We start from the raw sequence: 17,732 nt of genomic DNA, 5'->3' as shown, positions 1-17,732 counted from the left end.
GCACACTCACTTCTTCTTGCTGCCCAGGCGGCTTTCTTTTCCTGCCAACAGGTTACCAATGTTTTTGCTGTGTCTGTAGACCAACAGGATGCTCATCGCCAGCACTGCCAGCAAAATCACATCCGGGCCAAACATCAAACCGTAGTAGAACGGTGCAAAGATGCTGGCGATCAAAGCGGCCAGTGACGAATAGCGGAATGCATAGGCGATCACCAGCCAGGTAATCAGCGTCGCCAGGCCCAGCCAGCCGTTCAATGCCAGCAATACGCCGAGCGCAGTCGCCACACCTTTACCGCCGACAAAGCGGAAGAAGATAGGCCACAGGTGACCGAGGAAAACAGCGATCGCGACCAGCGCCACGCCATTCTCATGCACACCATAGGCTGGCCCGAAATGCTTGACCAGCCAGACTGCGACAAAACCTTTGGCACCATCACCGAGCAGGGTCAGGATCGCGGCTTTCTTGTTCCCGCTGCGCAGGACATTGGTCGCGCCAGGATTCTTCGAACCGTAGCTGCGCGGATCAGCCAAACGGAAACATTTGCTGACCACCACTGCAAAAGAAATCGAACCGATCAGATACGCTCCGATCGCAAATAAAACTGTATTCATACCAACCTTTTTAGTATTTCTGCGCCGCCTGCATGGCGGCAACCACTATTCTTCGAGCGCACACTGCACCGGCTTGGCCGCCAGCCTATCTGTCAACACCTGCGGTGCGATACCAATCAGGTAACCGCGCCGACCACCATTGATATAAATCTGTTCCAGCGCAAGGATACTCTGCTCTACGTAGACCGGCATCTGTTTCCGTGTGCCGAAAGGCGACGTGCCGCCAATCAGGAAGCCGGAATGACGGTTCGCCACTTCCGGCTTGCACGGTTCCACTGACTTGCAGCCGATCTGGCGCGCCAGGTTCTTGGTCGAGACCTTGCGGTCGCCGTGCATCAGCACGATCAATGGCTTGGCTGCCTCATCCTGCATCACCAGCGTTTTTACTACATGGTGCTCATCGACACCCAGTTTTTGCGCCGAAACCGTGGTTCCGCCATGTTCTTCATAATCGTAGGGGTGTTCGGAAAAACCTATCCCGTTACGACGCAACCATTGGGTCGCTGGCGTTTCGGAAATATGCTCTTTTTTGGCCATGCGTGTTACGCTCATCTATAAAATTTGGAGCACATTATGCAACAAGAACTCCGCTTTGCCACCTTCAATGTCTGCAATCTGGCATTGCCGGGCACGAAATACTATGAAGACCAGATCCCGTATTCTGCCGAAGAATACGATGCCAAGATCACCTGGATAGCGCAGCAGCTGGACCGGCTGGATGCCGACGTGATCGGCCTGCAGGAGATTTTTTCCCAGCAGGCGCTGAGCGACGTGCTGGCAAAAACCCAAAAATATCGCCATGCGCAACAGCTGGGCTTTGATCCCGATCCCGACGCCGACCACCTGACGCCCAGCGTGGCCATGATTACACGCCTGCCGGTACTGGCCGGTGCGACGGTTTTTCGTGACTTACCGCACCAGTTGGCAATCACGCTGCCTGGCGTCGCCCACCCGGTCACGCATTTCACCCGCCCTATCCTGCACGCCCAGATAGAGGCCGCGCCCGGGCTGGCGGTCGATGTTTTCGTCTGTCACCTGAAGTCGAAGCTGCCAGATTACCGCAATGACCTGGATGATGAATTGCCGGACCAGACTGGCATCGCCATGCTGCGCTCGCTGATACGGCGGGGCACCGATGCGTTGGGCTTGCGGCATTTGCTGTCGGATATCAAACAGGTGCAGCGCAAACCCATCGTCGTCATGGGTGACTTCAACGATGTTGCCGATGCGATCCCGACCCAGATGGTGATGGGCCTGGGCAAATATCCATTGAACGGGGTCGATGACCGCCTGTTTGAAAGCTACCGTATCCAGTCACGCCGTGATGTGTTGCGTGATGTCGGCTATACGCATATCCACGACAACAGCTACGAGACGATAGATCACATCCTGGTATCGGAAGAATTCAATCCTGGTTCGCCATCGGCGCTAGGTGAGGTCGTCGAAGTGATGTACCTGAATGACCATATGGTTTTCAGGCAGGCTTATGCTTCGGATCATGGTTTGGTACTGGCGCGCATACTGCTGCATGAGCAGACAGTGGAACCGGCATCCGACGACTAAGGACGCAGACGCGGCAGAAGAACTGGTCGATTATCTGTCTGCAGCAGGCAGGTCGCTGCTCACTTGCTCAGCATCGTTGTTGTCATCATCACCTTCCGCAGCAACGCTGTCGTCAGGGGCATTGCCCTTTTCCAGCTTGCGCTTGAGCTTTTCTTCTTTCTTTCTCTTCTTTTCCAACTCTTTTTGACGCTTTTCGTACTGGAAGTTAGGTTTAGCCAAGTGGTCGCTCTTTGAGTGGATGTTCTGTTGAAGGTGGGTAGTCAGCGGCGCACTTTCTGCATACACGCCCTGCTATGGGACGAATGCTAGCATGCCACCGTCCTTTACGTGTCATATCGGCAGGCGGACACAGACATTACCCGATGGAAAGTTCGTCGAACGTCAGCCTATGACGGGCAAGAGCACGCAATGCCCATGCTTTATGACGCAAACATAATTCCCCCCAATTTTAGCCGCGCGGATGGTGCATCTGATGCAAACGCTTCAAACGTTCGCGGGCGACATGGGTGTAGATTTGCGTGGTGGAAATATCCGAGTGACCCAGCAAAAGCTGCACCACGCGCAAATCCGCGCCGTGATTCAGCAAATGGGTGGCAAAGGCATGGCGCAAGGTATGCGGTGACAGCGGTGCGTTGATATCCGCTACCAGCGCATGCTTCTTGATCAGGGTCCAGAACATCTGGCGCGTCATCGCCCCGCCCCGTGCCGTCACAAACAGCGCGTCGTCTATCTGCCCGTCCAGGATCACGCTACGCGCTTCCTTCAGGTAGCGCTCTATCCACGCCCGCGCTTCTTCACCAAACGGAATCAAACGCGTTTTACCGCCTTTGCCGGTGACGCGCAGCACACCTTCATTCATGCCGACCTCAACCGACTTCAGCAATACCAGCTCGGTCACACGCAAACCGCTGGCGTACATCAGTTCCAGCATGGTGCGATCACGCAAACCCAAGGGCGTATTGATATCAGGTGCTGCCAGCAAGGCTTCGACCTGCGCTTCCGACAAAGTCTTGGGCATGCGCGGTGGCTGCTTGGCCGAGCGCAGGTGCAGACAGGGATCGTCCTTGATTTTGTTCTGCCGCAGGGCTAACTGATAAAAGCGCTTGAGCACGGCCAGGCGACGGTTCGATGAAGTTGCCTTGGTGGTGGCGTGCTTGGCGTAGAAATAGCCATTCAGGTCTTCGGCATGTGCCTCCAGCAAAGGCTTGCCGCGCTCCTGTTGCAGCCAGACCGCAAACAGGCGCAAATCACGGCGATAGGCTTCCAGTGAATTTTTGGCGAGGCCATCCTCCAGCCACAAGGTATCGCAGAACTCGTCTATCTCGCCCTGACTGCGCAAAGCTTCTTTGCTCATCGATACCCTTCGACCTTCTCATGCGCCAGCAACCAGCGCTTCACGCCGACATGGAAGCTGGTCTCATCATCGTAATGCGAGAAACCACCGAGGCCATTCGCCGCCGTCACGCGATGGCAGGGTATGACCAGTGGATACCAGTTGGCACCGCAAGCCTGTCCCACCGCACGTGGCGCAGATTTCACCCGGCGCGCTATGTCACCGTAGGTCAGTACTTCGCCGCGCGGGATTTCAGCAATCGCTTTCCACACCTTGTTCTGGAAGGCCGTACCTATCGGCGCCAAGGGCAAATCGAAACGAAAATCCGCATCGTGCAGATAGCGGTCGACCTGCACCGCGGCACGCTCCGATACCGCATCGACTGCGGCCTTCTCATGGAAGCTGGCAGGCAGATACACCAGCTCGCGTACATGCCCGTCTTCGACACGGATGCCGATGGCACCGAAGGACGCTTCAACGATAGCGGTGAATAGGGACTGGGCTGCGTTCTGTTGCATGGCGACGGATGGGATAAAAACTCAAGAGCCTAAGCATAAAACAAAAAAGGCGCATCTCGCGATGCGCCCTCAAATACCTCTACTGTACCCTTGCCGCGTATAGCATCAGCTATCGCCGCTTTTATTGATACAGGTCTCCCCTACTATCCGGCATCGATGCCGTGTGTGTATCTGTCTCCTGCTATATATCCTGACTATCCTGTACTGCCTACTGAGCTGGTGCCGGCCGAGCCTTGCACCAAAGTGGGGTGATTATAGGAAGCTATCCCACAGAAATCAAGCACTCATCTGAAACGGATCATAGCCGAGGAAAACTGCAAATGGTATGTTTTTTAACAACGTTTTCCGCAACATCCGCAATAATATTTTTGACAGAATTTCGCTACTTATTGTAGGCATCTGGCTGACATGCACCTGCCTCCAGCCAAATAAAAAGGGCGCATCTGACGATGCGCCCTGAATTTTTCTCTGCATTACCGGCTATGAATAACTGACCTCAATAGCTTCGTGTAACACAGGTCTCCTCGACTCACCGGCCTGCTGCCTGTGACAGGCAGTGGCCGTGTTATTAGTCTTCCTTGAATGCTTCTTCGCGTTTCTTGCGCAATGCAGGCATCAACACCACTGCCATCGCCAATACGGCAACTGCCAGCATGGTGGCGCTGATCGGACGCTGGATAAACACCATCGGATCGCTGCGCGACAGCAGCAATGCACGACGCAGGTATTCTTCCATCATCGGTCCGATAATGAAGCCCAGCAGCATAGGTGCAGGTTCTGCATCCAGCTTGGCGCAGATATAACCAAACAGGCCAAACAGGGCCATCAGGTAAATATCAAAGTCGCTGTTGTTCAAGCTGAAGACACCGATCGCGCAGAACAGCAGAATCGCCGGGAACAGATGGTGGTAAGGCACGGTAATCATGCGTACCCACAAACCGATCATCGGCAGGTTCAGCACGATGAGGAAGAAGTTACCGATCCACATCGAAGCAATCAGACCCCAGAACAGGGTTGGTTGCTCGGTCATCACTGCAGGACCTGGCTGGATACCCTGAATGATCATCGCACCTATCATCAGCGCCATCACCGGATTCGACGGGATACCCAAAGTCAGCATAGGAATGAACGAAGTCTGCGCACCGGCGTTGTTGGCCGATTCAGGAGCTGCCACACCTTCGATTGCACCCTTGCCGAATTCTGCCGAGTTCTTCGATACTTTTTTCTCGATCGAATACGCCGCAAACGATGCCAGCATCGCGCCGCCGCCTGGCAGGATACCCAGCGCCGAGCCGAGTGCCGTACCACGCAGGACAGGAGCGATGATGCGTTTGAAGTCATCCTTGGTCAGCATCAGGCCGGAAACCTTCTTCATCAGCAGCGAACGGGTTTCTTCATGTTCGAGGTTGCGGATAATTTCACCGATACCGAACATACCCATCGCCACGATGACGAAGTTGATACCGTCGGCCAGCTCAGGCAAGTCGAAGGTATAACGCGCCGCACCCGAGTTAACGTCGGAACCGACCAGGCCCAACAACAGACCCAGGATCACCATACCGATCGCATTGAGCAGCGAACCGCTGGCCAGAACGACGGAAGCAACCAGACCCAGCACCATCAGCGAGAAGTATTCGGCAGGACCGAATTTCAATGCGAGGTCAGCCAGTGGCGGTGCAAACAATGCCAGCAGGATGGTTGCCACAGTACCGGCAAAGAAGGAGCCGATAGCCGCAGTAGCCAGCGCCTTACCCGCTCGCCCGTTACGCGCCATCTGGTAACCATCGATCGCGGTCACCACCGAGGATGACTCCCCGGGCAGGTTGACCAGAATCGCGGTAGTGGAGCCGCCGTACTGGGCGCCGTAGTAAATACCGGCCAGCATGATCAGAGCGGAAATCGGAGGCAAAGCAAAAGTCGCCGGCAACAGCATCGCGATCGTGGCCACAGGGCCCAGACCTGGCAACACGCCGACGGCAGTACCGAGGAATACCCCGGCCAGACAGTACGCCAGATTCTGCAAGGACATTGCCGTGTCAAAACCTAGCGCCAAATTAGCAAATAATTCCATGTGAGTACCCTTTTAACCGCCGAACCATGGGCCAATAATCGCAATCGGCAAGCCGAGCAATTGGACGAAAACCACTACCGAGAAAACGGCAGCACCTGTGGCCAGCAAGATCGCCGGTACCCATTTGAATTTTGAACTGGCGTATGCGCTGAACATGATGATCGCAAATACAGCAACCACCAGACCCGCACCACGTACCAGAAAACCGAACAGCAGAACGCCGGTCAGGATCAGAATCGTTTCTTTGACGGCAAACTTCCCGATCGGCTCGCCGTCACGGAAGAATGAACGCACCATGGCAGCCAGACCGATCAGGGACAGCAGGCCACCGAGGATGGTAGGGAAATAAGCAGGACCCATTTTGCCGGCCGTACCCATCGTGTAATCGCGGCCGATGATGACGGCGGCCAGACCGATACAGATAAAAATAACCCCAGTCCAAAAGTCCTTGGGATGTCGAATGAATGATAACAAGTTGCTCCCCTTCTCTAAAAACCAGATGGCTCAACGTTGAATAACAAACATCAAACGTCGAACAAAAAACTTTCTGTACTGCCGTGTCCCGGTGGGTGCGATTTTACCGGGCCACTTACTGAAATGACGAGATACACCTGCGCGTATCTCGTCATTTTTAAATTTACTGCATGGAGTGATCAGTCAGCGTAGACGCCGGCTTTCTTGATAATTGGTGCCCACTTGGCGATTTCCGCTTTCAGGTGTGCACGCAGTGCTTCTGGTGTTGCGCGGTTTTCTGCAACCGGCTCGGTACCCAGATCAGCAAAACGTTGCTTGACGGTCGGATCTTTCAAAGCGACTTGCAAAGCGTGTTCCAGTTTGTCGATGATAGGTTTTGGTGTGCTCTTAGGAGCATACAGACCATGCCACACGGCAACTTCAAAGCCTGGCAAGCCAGCTTCGTTCATGGTTGGCAGGTTAGGCAACGAAGGTACGCGTGTTTTGGTGGTGACAGCGTAAGCCTTGATTTTGCCGCCTTTGATCTGGCTGGTGGTGTTGGTGGTTTGATCGCACATGAAATCAACCTGACCGCCGAGCAAATCGTTCATTGCAGGACCGGTACCTTTGTAAGGCACAGTAGTCAGTTCGGTGTCGATAGCTGTCATGAACAACATACCGCACAGATGGGAAGCCGAACCAACGCCGGCATTGGCGTAAGTTACTTTGGATTTGTTGGCTTTAACGTAGGCCAGCAATTCTTTCAGGTCTTTTGCAGGGAAGTCGCCACGTGCGATGAAAGTCATAGGCACGTCGGTGATCAGGCCGATAGGCTCGAAATCATCGATCGCGTTGTAGCTCAGTTTGCGATACAGCGAAGGTGCTGTCGATTGACCGATGTGGTGCAGGAACAGGGTATAGCCGTCAGGTGCGGATTTCGCAACGCGTGCTGCACCGATGGTGCCGCCAGCGCCGCCGACGTTTTCAACCAGTACGGTTTGTTTCAGTGTGTTGCCCATCGATTGCGCAACCAGACGCGCCACTGTATCGGTCGGACCACCCGCAGCAAACGGCACGATCATGGTGATCGGCTTGGTTGGGTAAGGTGTTTGGGCATAGGCAAATGCGCTTGCGAACATAGCCAGGCCAGCAACCGATTTCAGAAATTTATGTTTCATGTGACGTGTCTCCTGATTTAATAATTATTGGAAAAACTACAACCGGACTAATCAAGGCCAGCTGTTTGTTCATCCTAACAAAATCGCAAATAAAGCGATACGAGGATATTGATGCACCTAATATGAAGCGAAGAAACGGTTTGAATAGTTCAGGACAATATGCACCCAAATTAATCCAAGGGGGCTGATCATACTTACCGAACCTTTCACCAAACTTGCGAGGTCAAGACTAAACGATTTTGTAGACCACCGGCAAGAAAGATTCGTGGCAATTTACACCTGTAATGGTACATATCACTGATATACCTGCGCGGTGAAACAAGAATTCACATTATCGATACATTTCCGCCGGCACAACATGAAAAATAATCATATTAAATGCCTTAACTAATATCGCTTATGTATTACTGATACGTGTTTAACGTGGATTATTGCGGCGCTGGTCAGCATCGCGTGTGACGCCATAAACGATGGCTTTGCCGATCCGGCCTTCCAGCAGTTTATGTACCGGCAGCATTGCCTGCCGCCAGGCTTCGGTTTCCTGTTCGGTCAGTGTATAAACCTTGACCTTCTTTAATTTCTTGATCGCCTGCAGTGCTGCGGCGTTTTCTTCTTCCGCCAGATTATTGCCATACACCGTCGCTTCGCGCATCGCGAGATCTATCGTATTGCGCAAATCGGAAGGCAGGCCATCCCAGAACTTCTTGTTCACCACCACCGCACTACCAAGATAGCCGTGATTGGAAATCGTCACATTGCTCTGTACCTCGTACCATTTTCTTGCGTAAAAGTTAACAGGTGAGGTTTCTGCACCGTCAACCACACCACCTTGCAAGGCCGGGTAGACTTCATATGCATCCAGTATCAATGGAATCGCACCGAGTGACTCCATCTGCCATGACAGTACTTTGGAAGAGTGGATACGCATCGCCAGTCCGGAGAAATCAGACGGTACGCGCAGGCGCTTATTGCCGGACATGATCTTGAAACCGTTATTCCAGTAGGCGAGGCCGACCATGCCTTTGGAATCCAGCTTGCGCAGCAGGGTCTTGCCGATCGGGCCTTCGGTCACACGCGTTACTGATTCCTTGTCAGTAAAGGCGAACGGCAAATCAAATACTTCGAAATCCTGCACCCCGAACTGGGCCAGCTTGGCCAGTGACGGCGCCAGCATCTGCACTGCACCCAATTGCAGCGCTTCCAGTTCATCGGTTTCTTTATAGAGCAGGTTATTTGGATAGACATCGACCCGGATACGGCGCTGGCTATTACGCTCCACTAATTCCTTGAAACGCAGCGCAGCCTTGCCTTTCGGGCTGTCGGCCGGAGAAACGTGACTGAATTTAATTACAGTGGTCGTTTGCGCGGATACAATTACGCTGGTCAGCGATAATGCCAAACCGAGCATAAACAGATGCAGTTTTGTTGCTAATTTCATCGCACGACCAGGAAATCTCAATTTCGGGTTGATACTATGCGCAGTCACTGTAGGCGTCACAACTGTGGTTAACCACATCCTGCGCCTCGATAAATGAGCTCTGCGCGCTCTCGCAATACACCAGCATTTTTTAATTTGAATGTAATGCTGTAAGAACCACAAAAAATCGGCACCAACTATACCAGCGCAATATGTTCTATTTAATCAGCGCTTTTTATGTAAATAGTATGGTCGGTTTTTTATTTAGTTATTTATGATACCAAATCAAACCCGCTCACCAAGCTTCGGTTTTCCAAGTCGCAAACAGGCGTGGCGCTGGCTTGCTCCATTATTCCTGGCGCTGCTGTTCCTGACTACGCTGATCTGGCTGCCGCTGCATGAGAAGCAGCAGGAAGCCGCCGAACGCCAGGAACAACTGATCGCTGACTCCCTGTGGGTCGAGCAAACCATACGCTTCCAGCTGCAACGCAACGAAGAAAGCCTGGGCCTGATGGGTTCCGAGATTGTATCCGGCTATCTGGTCGGCAAGCGTCTGCTGGACCGGATGGAAGGGCTGATCCGCAACAATCACGAAATCCATCGCATCATCCAGCTCGATGCAGATGGCAAGTTGCTGACCTCGACCGATGAAACGCTGATCAGCCTGAATGAGCTGTCGGCACCTTCGAAGCGCGCGTACGAACGCGCACGCACGACCCGCACCCCACTCTACAGCCAGCCAGCCACCGATATCAGTGGTCCGGTGATGATCGACTATCACGTGCCGCTTTTTGTTGGTAACAAATATATCGGCAGCATCATCGCCAGCTATCTCGCCTCCAGCATCCTGGACGATATGGTGCCGTGGTGGTTTGCCCAGGACAACGAGATTGCCCTGACTGATATTAACGACGTCATCATCCACAAACGTGCATCCGGCGGTGCCGGTCGCGGTGTTTATACACACCGACGCGCACTCAACCTGGCCGGTCTCTCGCTCAAACTCAGCACCAACAGTATCAAGAGCGCGCCCAAGCTGCTGCCTAGTTTGCTGGTCGATACCGTCATCCTGCTCTCGCTGGGTCTGGCCTGGAGCTTGATCGCACTGTGGCGCGATATTAATCGACGGCTGGCCGCGGAAACCGCGTTGCGCGAACAGATCGCCTTCCGTACCGCGATGGAAAATTCACTGATCACCGGTCTGCGCGCGCGCGACCTGGAGGGGCGCGTAACTTATGTGAATCCGGCGTTCTCGCAAATGGTCGGCATGCCCGCCGAAGAAATCGTCGGCCACCTGCCGCCCATGCCTTACTGGGCTCCGGAAGCCCGCACTGAATATCAGCGTCACTTCTCACAAGTCGCGGCAGGCACAGCCAACCCGCAAGGCTTTGAAACCATCTTCCAGCATTCGGACGGACGCCGGATACCGGTACTGATTTTTGAATCACCGCTGGTCGATAACACCGGCGCGCAAACCGGCTGGATGGGTTCCATCCTCGATATCTCAGATCGCAAACGGGTCGAAGACCTGAACCGCCAGCAGGAAGAAAAACTGCAAGCCAGCGCACGCCTGGCCACTATGGGTGAGATTGCCTCTACCCTCGCGCATGAGCTGAACCAGCCGCTGGCAGCAATCTCGAGCTACACCACCGGTGCGCTGAATATGCTGGAACGAGACAAATCGAAGGAAGCCGACGTCAATATCGATATGCTGACGCACGCACTGGAAAAAGCACAGGCGCAAGCGCAACGCGCCGGGCAAATCATACGCAGCGTGCACACCTTCGTGAAGAAACGCGAGCCTATGCGTACTGCGGTCACTATCGAAGAGTTAATCGATAACGTCGCACCACTGGTCGAACTGCAGGCGCAAAAATACTTCGTCTTCATCAAGATCGATATTCCGGACAACCTGCCGTCCGTGCTGGCCGATCACGTCTTGCTGGAGCAAGTGCTGCTCAACCTGACCCGTAACGCGATCGAATCCATGCAAAACATCGCGCCGGAAAAACGCGTGCTGCGTATAGCCGCAGCCGTCGATGATGCGATCCCGCCGAACGTGGTGGTCTCGATCAGCGACCAGGGTCACGGTATCCCGCCGGAAGTTGCGGAACGCCTGTATTCTCCGTTCTTCTCGACCAAGGCGGACGGTATGGGTATGGGCTTGAGTATTTGTCGTACTGCAATAGAATTCCACGGTGGCACACTCACGCATACGGACAATCCGGGCGGTGGCACCATCTTCCGTTTTTCACTTCCGACATTGCAAAATCGCTTGATCGAAACGACAATGCGTGCAAACCGGAGATAAAAAACATCCTTTTGATATATTTTTGATACTTATATCAGCGATGTAACAGCTGATATCACTCAGATACAACGCAACACCCGGCAGACCGACAGGATATTTAATGCTGCACATTATTGACGATGAAGAAGTAATCCGCGACTCGCTGATGTGGCTGGCCAAGTCGCGCGGCATCCCGGCCGCCGCCTATGACAGCGGCAAGGCTTTCCTCGCCACACTGGATAACATGACCCGCGCCACCAGCCCGCAAGGACAATGCATCCTGCTGGATGTGCGTATGCCGGAAGTCAGCGGCGTCGCCTTGTTTGACTTGCTGACCACACGCGGCCTGACACAGACGTTCCCGGTTATTTTCCTGACCGGTCACGGTGACGTGCCGATGGCGGTCGACACTTTGAAGCGCGGTGCTTTCGATTTCTTTGAAAAGCCATTCAATGACAACAAGCTGATGGATCGTATCCAGGAAGCACTCGCCTCCTCCGAACATGCGTCAGCCAGCGTTGCCATCCACACCCGTCTGGCAGCATTGTCGGGTCGTGAACGCGAAGTGCTGGACCTGATCCTCGAAGGCAAGATGAATAAAGTCATTGCCGACAAACTGGGCATCAGCATGCGTACGGTCGAAGTACACCGCGCTCACATCTTCGACAAGATGAATGTAAAGACCGCGGTCGAACTGGCACGCCTCTTAAAGTAAAATCACACCATACCGGGGCGCGCATCGTACCCCGGTAACCCTGACGTTTTCCTGAACTGTTACTCCACTCCGGCGCCCGGCGCTGATCGTCATGCATATCGTCAATATCCTGCTGCCCGACTTCATGCTGATCCTGTTCGGCGCAGTTCTGTTCCGCGTGACCAAATGGCACGCCGAATTCTGGATAGGGATGGAGAAACTGATTTACTACGTGCTGTTCCCGGCACTGCTGTTCTACTCCTGCGCACGTTCTCCGATCAACTTCGCCGCTACCGGCCAGTTCCTGCAAGTCGCGATCGCCGCCTGCGTCACCGGCATCGTCTTTGGCTGGCTGGCCAAACCGCTGTTCAAATCCGAACCCATGGTGTTCGAATCCGGTGTGCAAACGGCATTCCGCTTCAATTCCTATATCGCACTGGCAATCGCCAGCCGTCTCGGCGGCGCCGAAGGTACTTCGCTGATGGGCCTGGTAATCGGCTTTGCGGTCCCCTTGTGCAATATGGCGGCGGTCCACGCGCTGGTGAAGAATAAGGGTGGGCTGATATTCGAATTGCTGAAGAACCCGCTGCTGATGGCCACCGTGGGCGGCGTCGCCTTCAACCTGCTCGGCTTCCATGTGCCGGAACTGGCGGGCGCTTTCCTGTCACGTCTCGGCAATGCATCGATCGCACTGGGCCTGATTATGGTCGGTGCCGGTCTGCGCCTGACCGGTTTGCATGCATCCAAAGGCATCGCCGCTTACTTCATCATCGTCAAATTGCTGATCGTGCCGCTAGTCACCTACGGTCTCGGCCTCTGGCTGGGCCTGTCAACCGCGCATTTGCAAATGGTGGTGATGTTTGCCGCACTGCCGACTGCATCCAGCGCCTATGTACTGGCGGTACGCATGGGGGGCAATGGCCCGTTTGTGGCTTTCCTGATTTCTGCCGGCACCCTGATTTCGATGGCGACACTGCCGCTATGGCTGGCACTGTTACAGTAAGCAGGAATTTTTCTGCATCGCAGGTGTTACAACACTATCGCGGCTCCCGGCGCAGGAATAAAATACGCTCGCCTGAAAAAAGATTGAACTCAGGACACATATTTGCATCGTAGCTGCAGGTTAAAGTACTGGCACGAGGTGCATCATCCAGCACCCAAACTCAGGGATACCCTTATTCAATGCAAAATTTCACTGCCCATCTGCATGAAGAAGCCGGCACCCTCGCACTGGGCGCATCGCTCGCGCGTGCGCTGCAACCGGGCCTGACCATCTATCTGCACGGCGATCTGGGTGCGGGCAAAACCGCGCTGACACGTGCGATGCTGCACGCGCTGGGCCATACCGGCCATGTGAAAAGCCCGACTTACACATTGGCCGAACCCTACACGGTCACTATCGGCGACGCAGCAGTCAACGTCATCCACTTCGACCTGTACCGGATGGCCAGCGCCGAAGAATTCCTCGATGCTGGTTTCCGCGAGTACTTCAATCACAAAACGATCTGCATTATCGAATGGCCGGAAAAGGCTGAAACGGTATTGCCGCCTCCCGATATCAGCATTTCGCTCGCAGTTGCGGGCGAAGGGCGTGATGTAGAATTGCATGCGTTGTCCGACCAAGGTGTTGAATGTCTGAACCGACTGAAATTCGCTCCAAACCTGTGAAAGCAAAAGTGCGTCGCACAGTCCTCAAGGCTGGCGGCACTCTGCTGATCTCGCTGTTTTCGCCGCTCCCGGCATTTGCTTCCCAAATCCTCGCCGTCCGCGTCTGGCCGTCCGAGGACTACACCCGCGTCACGCTGGAAAACGACGCCAATCTGAAAACCAATCACTTCATCATCAAGGATCCTGAGCGGCTGGTGGTGGACGTCGAAGGCATCGATCTGAATCCGACGCTGAAAAGCCTGATCGCGAAAATACAGCCTAACGATCCCTATATCAAACAGGTACGCGTCGGCCAGAACCGTCCGGGCGTGGTGCGCCTGGTATTCGACCTGAAGGAAGAAGTGAATCCACAGGTGTTTACGCTGGCACCGGTAGACAAGTATCAGCACCGCCTAGTGTTCGATCTGTATCCGGTCAATCCGCCTGATCCGATCGCTGCGCTGATAGAAAAAGGCCAATGGTCGCTCGACAAACCGGATGAGCCGACCATGCCGCCACCGGTAGCCGAAGTCAAACCACCGTTTGCCGAACCCAAACCTGATCGTCCGCCGCAAGTCAGCCGCATGCTGACGATCGCGCTCGATCCCGGTCATGGTGGCGAAGATCCGGGCGCGGTCGGCCGTGGCGGCAGCTATGAAAAACACATCGTGCTGTCGATCGCCAAGCGCCTCAAGGCCAAACTGGAACAGCACCCGAATATGCGTGTCATGCTGACGCGTGACGGCGACTACTTCGTGCCGCTGCATGTGCGCGTACAAAAAGCGCGCAAGGTACAAGCTGACTTGTTTGTTTCGATCCATGCGGACGCCTTCGTGCAACCGACAGCAAATGGCTCGTCGGTTTTCGCCCTGTCGGAAAAAGGTGCAAGCTCGACCGCTGCGCGCTGGCTCGCGAACAAGGAAAATGCTGCCGATTTGATAGGCGGTACGAATATCAAGAACCACGACAAGCAACTCGCCAGTGTCTTGCTCGACCTCTCCACGACGGCGCAGATCAATGACAGCCTGCGCCTCGGCAAAGCGGTCCTGAACGAAATCGGCGGCGTCAATCGCCTGCACAAGAATGCAGTGGAGCAGGCAGGTTTTGCGGTATTGAAAGCGCCGGATATCCCGAGCATCCTGATCGAAACGGCCTTCATCTCCAACCCGGAAGAAGAAGCCAAGCTGAACGACAATGCTTATCAGGATCGGATGGCAGATGCGGTGGCACAAGGTATCAGGAAATACTTTGCGAAAAATCCACCGCTGGCGAAAAGCCGGATGATGTAAAGGAAGTACGATGAAAAAAGGCGCTTGGGTAAAACCAAGCGCCTTTTTTGTTTTATTTACTTCTGAAACGTTGCAAGACTTTCCACAAGGCGCCGAGTGCTACCGGCACCGCGGCAGCGCCAACGCCAATCAGCACGATGGTATTCAGATGATCACGAATGATAGGAATATTACCGAACAGGTAACCACCAACCACCAGCAAACCTACCCACAGCACCGCACCGATACAGTTAAATAACTGAAAGCGGAAGAAAGTCATTTCCGACACCCCGGCAATAAACGGCGCAAAGGTACGCGCAATCGGGATGAAACGCGCCAGGATCAGCGTCTTGCCGCCATGCTTTTCATAGAAAGCATGGGTTTTGCGCAAGGCATCGCGGTCCAGCCAGCGATAATCGTGGGTGAACACCTTCTCGCCTATCGCATGCCCTATCCAGTAATTCACGGTATTGCCCAGGATTGCCGCCGTCATCAGCAAAGCCAGCAGCAGCCACAAATTCATGCTGCCTGACGCACAAAATGCACCCGCTATAAAGAGCAGGGTATCGCCAGGCAAAAAGGGGAAGACAACCAGACCGGTTTCGCTAAAGATAATCGCGAACAGCACGACATAAATCAGCATGCCGTATTGCGCGATAAAAGTGCCTAAATACTTGTCGACATGCAAAATCATGTCGAAGAACTGCATGAAATCCATAATTTTCCTCGGTAGCGGCAGAATGATACACCAGCGGCACTGCCGACAGGCACCGTAGAAAGACTGCGGACAGCGCCGACAGTTCACTGCACCGTGCAGCCGGGCAATCAGAAGTTATAATCTCCCCATGTACGCTACCACCCAACCTCTCCGGCCGATACAGCCCCTCTCCGATCAACTCATTTCGCAAATCGCCGCCGGTGAGGTAGTCGAACGCCCGTCCGCCGTCGTCAAGGAATTGCTGGAAAACGCACTGGATGCCGGTGCCACCACCATCAACATCCGGCTGGAACAAGGTGGTGTAAAACGCATCGCGATTACCGACAACGGACGCGGCATTGCCCCGGAACAATTACCACTGGCGCTGGCGCGTCACGCAACGTCCAAAATCAATTCGCTGAACGAACTGGAAAACGTCGCCACGCTGGGCTTCCGTGGAGAAGCACTGGCATCGATCGCATCCGTCTCGCAACTCACGCTCACTTCGCGCACTGCAGATGCGCAGCACGCGTGGGAAATCTGCGGCGTGCAAGGCAGCGATCAAAAAAACACTGTCGCGCCATCGTCCGGCTCCCAGGGCACTACTGTCGATGTGCAGGATCTGTACTTCAATACGCCCGCGCGACGGAAGTTTCTGAAAACAGAACAAACCGAATTCGGCCATTGCGCAGAAGTCGTGCGCCGCATCGCACTGTCGCGCCCTGATGTCGCGTTCTCGCTGACACACAATGGCAAGACCGTCGATCACTGGTCGGTGAACGACATCGCCAAACGCAGCGCACACATACTCGGCAGCGAATTCTCCGGTGCCCGCCTGCCACTGGAAGAAACTGCCGGGCCTTTGCACCTGCATGGCTTTATCGGCTTGCCGACTGCCTCCAAGGCGCGCGGTGACGCGCAATATTTCTACGTCAACGGCCGTTTCGTACGCGACAAATTGCTGACGCACGCAGTGCGCTCTGCCTATCAGGACGTGCTGCACGGCGACCGCTATCCGTCATATGTCATCAGCCTGGACCTCGATCCGGCCCTGGTCGACGTCAACGTACATCCATCAAAAATTGAAGTACGTTTCCGTGACAGCCGCGCCGTCCATCAATTCGTATTCCACGCGGTCAGCCGTGCACTGGCGCAAACATCGGCGACAGCCTTCGGTGCCGTACCATCGCCGACGCCTGCACCGTCCGGCGCACTGCCATGGCTGCGCGATGCACAGCAAACCACCTTTGCACCGCAATTCCAGCAGCAATATGGCGTCGCGCAAACGACGGCGAATTACGGTGCATTGTTTAATACGGATACGGCTGTTTCCGACAACAGCAACGGCAGCGCACCATCCCTGCCCGTCTTCAATGGCGCTGCAGCGCAAACCATGTCGGATGAAGAATTCCCGCTCGGCTTTGCACTGGCGCAGTTGCACGGCATCTTCATCCTCGCGCAAAACACCAAAGGTCTCGCGCTGATCGACATGCATGCGGCACATGAACGCATACTCTACGAACAACTGAAAAACGCATTGGATGACAATGCGATGCAGGTGCAGCCACTGCTTATCCCTATCACCTTCTATGCGGATGACGTCGAAGTCGGCACTGCGGAAGACAGCAAGGAAACCCTGCAATCGCTGGGCTTTGATATCGCCGTCATGTCACCGACCACGCTCGCAATACGCGCAGTACCAACCCTGCTGCGGAACGCTGATGCGCAATCGCTGGCGCGCGACGTCTTGCGTGATGTACGCGAATACGGCGGCTCGCGCGTGCTGGTGGAAAGGCGCAATGAATTACTTGGTACCCTGGCCTGCCATACTGCAGTGCGCGCCAACCGCATGCTGACCGTGCCGGAAATGAATGCGCTGCTGCGCCAGATGGAAGCCACCGAACGCGCCGACCAATGCAATCACGGGCGTCCGACCTGGGTGCAACTGGGCTTGTCCGATCTCGACAAACTCTTCGAGCGCGGGCGTTAAG

General features: G+C 54.7%; 17 protein-coding genes. 7 read left to right on the top strand and 10 right to left on the bottom strand.

The genetic code is table 11. The features are described from left to right. Nucleotides 1-6 precede the first annotated feature (6 nt). Entirely contained in the window at nt 7-612 is a 606-nt protein-coding gene (gene plsY, locus IXC47_RS07890) for a glycerol-3-phosphate 1-O-acyltransferase PlsY (protein WP_175627070.1), read from the bottom strand. Between the two features lie 45 nt (nt 613-657). After that, a complete protein-coding gene (ybaK, locus tag IXC47_RS07885; protein WP_195875192.1) occupies nt 658-1,149 on the bottom strand; it encodes a Cys-tRNA(Pro) deacylase in 492 nt (163 codons plus the stop codon). A gap of 36 nt (nt 1,150-1,185) precedes the next feature. Between ybaK and IXC47_RS07880 the strand changes: the two genes are divergently transcribed. Beyond that, nucleotides 1,186-2,175 carry an endonuclease/exonuclease/phosphatase family protein gene (locus IXC47_RS07880; protein ID WP_175627068.1) on the top strand — a complete coding sequence of 330 codons (990 nt, stop codon included), beginning with the start codon at nt 1,186-1,188 and terminating at the stop codon, nt 2,173-2,175. Nucleotides 2,176-2,205: 30 nt separating this feature from the next. Here IXC47_RS07880 and IXC47_RS07875 read toward each other — a convergent pair whose 3' ends face one another. The 7 genes from IXC47_RS07875 to IXC47_RS07845 all read right to left on the bottom strand — a co-directional run bounded on the left by IXC47_RS07875 (nt 2,206) and on the right by IXC47_RS07845 (nt 9,166). Then, nucleotides 2,206-2,460 (bottom strand): hypothetical protein, encoded by a 255-nt coding sequence (locus tag IXC47_RS07875; protein ID WP_407651086.1) that lies wholly within the window; start codon nt 2,458-2,460, stop codon nt 2,206-2,208. Nucleotides 2,461-2,623: 163 nt separating this feature from the next. Further along, on the bottom strand, nt 2,624-3,529 hold the full coding sequence (gene xerD, locus IXC47_RS07870; protein ID WP_195875191.1) for a site-specific tyrosine recombinase XerD: 906 nt from the start codon (nt 3,527-3,529) through the stop codon (nt 2,624-2,626). Next, on the bottom strand, nt 3,526-4,026 hold the full coding sequence (locus tag IXC47_RS07865; protein ID WP_195875190.1) for a methylated-DNA--[protein]-cysteine S-methyltransferase: 501 nt from the start codon (nt 4,024-4,026) through the stop codon (nt 3,526-3,528). The genes xerD and IXC47_RS07865 overlap by 4 nt, the downstream gene beginning before the upstream one ends. Before the next feature lie 568 nt (nt 4,027-4,594). After that, a complete protein-coding gene (locus IXC47_RS07860; protein WP_175627065.1) occupies nt 4,595-6,097 on the bottom strand; it encodes a tripartite tricarboxylate transporter permease in 1,503 nt (500 codons plus the stop codon). 12 nt (nt 6,098-6,109) lie between these two features. After that, nucleotides 6,110-6,571: a tripartite tricarboxylate transporter TctB family protein gene (locus IXC47_RS07855; protein WP_175627064.1), complete on the bottom strand. Its 462-nt coding sequence runs from the start codon at nt 6,569-6,571 to the stop codon at nt 6,110-6,112. Between the two features lie 179 nt (nt 6,572-6,750). Continuing rightward, a complete protein-coding gene (locus IXC47_RS07850) occupies nt 6,751-7,728 on the bottom strand; it encodes a tripartite tricarboxylate transporter substrate binding protein BugD (protein ID WP_175627063.1) in 978 nt (325 codons plus the stop codon). Between the two features lie 418 nt (nt 7,729-8,146). Next, the gene (locus IXC47_RS07845; RefSeq protein WP_175627062.1) at nt 8,147-9,166 is read right to left on the bottom strand and encodes a DctP family TRAP transporter solute-binding subunit; all 1,020 of its coding nucleotides are present in this window, start codon (nt 9,164-9,166) and stop codon (nt 8,147-8,149) included. A 253-nt stretch (nt 9,167-9,419) separates the two neighbouring features. On the opposite strand from IXC47_RS07845, the gene IXC47_RS07840 reads away from it, so the two are divergent. The 5 genes from IXC47_RS07840 (at nt 9,420) to IXC47_RS07820 (ending at nt 15,065) form a co-directional block, all read left to right on the top strand. Then, entirely contained in the window at nt 9,420-11,456 is a 2,037-nt protein-coding gene (locus IXC47_RS07840; protein ID WP_175627061.1) for an ATP-binding protein, read from the top strand. Nucleotides 11,457-11,556: 100 nt separating this feature from the next. Then, complete coding sequence (locus IXC47_RS07835) at nt 11,557-12,150, top strand: response regulator transcription factor (RefSeq protein WP_175627060.1); 594 nt, start codon at nt 11,557-11,559, stop codon at nt 12,148-12,150. Between the two features lie 91 nt (nt 12,151-12,241). Further along, nucleotides 12,242-13,132, top strand: a complete 891-nt coding sequence (locus IXC47_RS07830) for an AEC family transporter (protein WP_175627059.1) — start codon at nt 12,242-12,244, stop codon at nt 13,130-13,132. Nucleotides 13,133-13,311: 179 nt separating this feature from the next. Further along, complete coding sequence (gene tsaE / locus IXC47_RS07825; RefSeq protein WP_175627058.1) at nt 13,312-13,797, top strand: tRNA (adenosine(37)-N6)-threonylcarbamoyltransferase complex ATPase subunit type 1 TsaE; 486 nt, start codon at nt 13,312-13,314, stop codon at nt 13,795-13,797. Beyond that, nucleotides 13,761-15,065: an N-acetylmuramoyl-L-alanine amidase gene (locus IXC47_RS07820; protein WP_175627057.1), complete on the top strand. Its 1,305-nt coding sequence runs from the start codon at nt 13,761-13,763 to the stop codon at nt 15,063-15,065. The genes tsaE and IXC47_RS07820 overlap by 37 nt, the downstream gene beginning before the upstream one ends. 52 nt (nt 15,066-15,117) lie before the next feature. On the opposite strand, the gene IXC47_RS07815 is transcribed toward IXC47_RS07820, so the two are convergent. Beyond that, a complete protein-coding gene (locus IXC47_RS07815) occupies nt 15,118-15,762 on the bottom strand; it encodes a VTT domain-containing protein (protein WP_175627056.1) in 645 nt (214 codons plus the stop codon). A 127-nt stretch (nt 15,763-15,889) separates the two neighbouring features. On the opposite strand from IXC47_RS07815, the gene mutL reads away from it, so the two are divergent. After that, on the top strand, nt 15,890-17,731 hold the full coding sequence (gene mutL / locus IXC47_RS07810) for a DNA mismatch repair endonuclease MutL (RefSeq protein WP_195875189.1): 1,842 nt from the start codon (nt 15,890-15,892) through the stop codon (nt 17,729-17,731). Nucleotide 17,732 lies beyond the last annotated feature (1 nt).

The organism is Herminiimonas contaminans (assembly GCF_015645465.1).
Lineage (GTDB): Bacteria > Pseudomonadota > Gammaproteobacteria > Burkholderiales > Burkholderiaceae_D > Oxalicibacterium > Oxalicibacterium contaminans.
This window is presented reverse-complemented; position numbering and strand designations above follow the sequence as displayed.